This is a genomic window from Marisediminicola senii (assembly GCF_011057645.1).
Classification (GTDB): domain Bacteria; phylum Actinomycetota; class Actinomycetes; order Actinomycetales; family Microbacteriaceae; genus Marisediminicola; species Marisediminicola senii.
Genome location: NZ_JAALGE010000094.1, coordinates 1 through 3279 on the forward strand (window position 1 = coordinate 1; position 3279 = coordinate 3279).

The following is a 3279-nucleotide window of genomic DNA, read 5'->3' on the forward strand; positions in this document are numbered from 1 at the left end:
GCGGTCATCGTGATGATGCCTTTCGAGTCGAGGTAAGAGACTTCTCGAAGGATCACACGGTGACCGCGTCCACGTCTTCACGACGAGCCGGGCCACCGCGGCTACACCACTATGCGGGACTCAACTCTCGTCACCGAGACGCGCTGCGTCCAGTGCGGGATCGCAGAGCCCCACCGTGTGGAACTCGCGCCTCTGACCGAGACCGAGCGCGAGCCGATCGACGTCGACCAAGAGCCGGAGCCCAGCCCAGAGGCCCCCGACGATCTGAGCCTGACGCGGTCGCGGCAGCCCGTGCCGGAACGTCCCACGCTGCGCTTGCGCTTCAACACGCAGGAGAGCGTCGACGTCGACGGGAACGCGGCCATACGGGCGGACTGTGAATTCGTAAAGTATCCGACGCCACCAGCGACGCGTAGAACGACGGTGTGGACGATAACTGCCGGGGTTGTGACTAGTGCGACAAGGTTATTGCCGGTGACTTGGATGTGTTATCAATTTCTCAGAATCGTTGAACGATTTAGAACGGGAGCGCCGCCCGTACTACGGACGACGCTCCCGTTTCGTTCTTGACTATGGTCGCTCGGTGCGCCATCGGCGATCTCGCACGATGACGTCCACAAGTAGCGCTAGGAGCGGTATTACTGATACGACACCGAGCCATTCATTCACTGCACCCGCGGAAATATAGGCCACGTTGAAGGAAATCGCCCAGACAATTCCACCTATCAACCAAGCCACTCTCCACCAGGGTGAGAAGAGGAACTTGGCTCTCGATGTATTAGTCACAGCGGCCCCCTTGATCAGCGACACGCGTACGTGTCGAAATACGGTATCGGTGCCGTGATGATGGTAGATGTGATTGTGAGCTGGAGACATCTCTTAGGGTTGGAATTCTGAGCTACCCCAGCCGTGTATACCGCTGAGCCACTGGCGGCCAAGCACAAAGCGGCGAAAGCCGCCGCACCAATCGGGCCTCCAGCTGCGGCACCTGCCAGACCGCAGACGGCTGTGAGCCCAGTGGCGCCCCAACCTCCAGATGCGATCGTCGCCGTTTCGGCACGATTCCAACGGATTCTTGTTTGGAATGGATTTATTGGAGTGAACGTGGGGTCAGCGACAATTGGGTAGTCAACCTTGCTCCCGACGTGATCGATGACCTGAACGATGGAATTGTCTACGATCTCGTACCGGGTCCCGACGGCCGCTCCCGAGGCATCAACAGCCCACGGGGCCTGCACCAAGGCCACCTCAATCTGCGCGTTCATGGTCTTGCCCGTATCCGGGTCGACAACAGCGACGTCCTCAAAAAGAGAAACCGATCCGTCCGCGTTGGCCTCAGCCGTCACTCCTGGGGCGAGGGGGTATGTGAAAACTGATCCGGAGCCAGCATCCGGGATGATGGTCGAGATTCGAACTCCGTCCTTGAGTGGTTCGACAGATACATCTGCTGAGGCCCCAATTCCCGAATAGATTGTCGACCCGTTGTCTGCGATCACGCCACTCGTGGCATTTACTTCATTAGGTAGCTGAACCGCGAAATCGGTCGCACTTGAGGTGCTGACCACGATCTTTCCGTCCGGACTTGTGGGGACGGCGACATCGACGCCAGGTCCGACTTCATTTCCCGCAGGTGTCGGAAGAGACGCGACCGCTGTTTCCACAATGCCGGCGAGAGCCTCCGTTGGATCCTCAGCGGCGTTAGCCACTCCTCCGCTTGCAACCATCGCGCCCACCAAGAGCCCTATGGCAACCGGCCGCCAAAGGGCGCTAACCTCGACTCTAGGCTTCCTGCTATAAGCTTGCGTGGTGCGCTCGACAGGCGCACCAATGACAGGTTTCATTCGAAGATTCCTTTCGTTGGGGCCCGGATGGCACGGCTTCTATCTGGCTACTCGGGCCTATCTATTTCGGTGGAGACTAGAGACGTCTCCGCTCGGGGTAAGCCTAGATAGCGGGTATACCCACGACAAGTCCGCCGAATAGGGGACCGGCTTGGACCACGGCTCCAAAAGTCAAGGGATGCTCACATGCAGATCAATGAGGCACACGGAGTTTGTTGGTAACTTTCCAAAATGCCCCGGGAAGATGACTGCTTGATCACGGGTTGGCATCCCGAGAAACGGAGCACGATCTGGTCGGTGAGACTGATCATCTTCGCGGCCTGGGGACGTCGCCAGCATCAAGATGTGCGGCCCAATAATTGAGGGTTGAGGGTTCTGGCGCGGAGGCTTGGCTTGTGGTGTCGGGTTTCGATCGTTCGCGAGACAGTTTCCGACTGCTTCGCGATCCGCGCGCTGGCGCGAGTCCTGGTGTAATGCTTGCCGTGTACGCGCCTATGTAGCGCTTCCCCCTGTTTCTGATACAGTCTGGGCATGCGAGTGGGCTACGGGCGGGTATCGACACGAGATCAGCACGTTGACGGGCAGCGGGATGCGCTCGACGCGGCAGGCTGCGAGGTGGTGTTCGTGGACTCCGCGTCAGGCAAGCTCGCTTCCCGGCCGGGTCTGGAAAAGGCGCTGTTGTCGGCGAATCGAGCTGGTGACCAGTTGGTGGTGACGAAACTCGATCGGCTGGGCCGGTCTCTGGAGAATCTGATCGACCTGTCGAAGCGGCTGCAGGGTGCCGGTGTTGACCTGGTCGTTCTGGATCAGGGCATCGACACGTCGACACCGCTCGGGACGATGTTCTTCCAGATTCTGGGTTCGATCGCGGAGTTCGAGCATGCGCTGATGGCCGAACGCACCCGGGACGGGTTGGCGGCGGCCAGGGCGCGCGGTCGCACCGGCGGGCAGAAACCAAAGCTTGGAGCCCGGCAGGTGAAACTCGCCAGGCAGATGTACGAGGAGACAGGTCCGGACGGTAAGCGCGCACACACCGTGGCGCAGATCGCCGCTGAGTTCAAAGTAAGCCGGCCCACCATTTACCGCTACCTCAGCGCATAGTAAGGGGGTAGTGATGGCGCGCCGTGCACTGCTAACTCCGCTCGAGCGCGCCGAGATCCTGTGTCTGCCGGAGGATCCAAACGAGATCGCGGCGCTGTGCAGGATCGATGAGGCGGACATGTCGCTGATTCGGCAACGCCGTGGGGACGCAAACCGGTTGGGGTTCGCCGTTCATCTGTGTCTGCTGCGCGGGCCCGGGATCGCGCTCGGCGCCGACGCTGCCCCGCCTGTGGCGGGTCTCGCGCAATTGGCATCGAATATCGCGGTGCGCCCCGACCCGTGGGGGGAGTACGGAGCGCGGGCTGGCTCTTTTACACACCTCCCCGCCCACCAGACG

The 3279-nt window shown here is 60.7% G+C and carries 3 protein-coding genes; 2 read left to right on the top strand and 1 reads right to left on the bottom strand.

Annotated features, from left to right (window positions below):
- Positions 1 to 800: 800 nt before the first annotated feature.
- Positions 801 to 1841 carry a hypothetical protein gene (locus tag G5S38_RS15295; RefSeq protein WP_165070475.1) on the bottom strand — a complete coding sequence of 347 codons (1041 nt, stop codon included), beginning with the start codon at positions 1839 to 1841 and terminating at the stop codon, positions 801 to 803.
- Between the two features lie 531 nt (positions 1842 to 2372).
- On the opposite strand from G5S38_RS15295, the gene G5S38_RS15300 reads away from it, so the two are divergent.
- Positions 2373 to 2942: a recombinase family protein gene (locus G5S38_RS15300; protein ID WP_165070478.1), complete on the top strand. Its 570-nt coding sequence runs from the start codon at positions 2373 to 2375 to the stop codon at positions 2940 to 2942.
- Between the two features lie 13 nt (positions 2943 to 2955).
- On the top strand, positions 2956 to 3279 hold a 324-nt coding region (locus tag G5S38_RS15305; RefSeq protein WP_165070480.1), incomplete at its 3' end, for a DUF4158 domain-containing protein.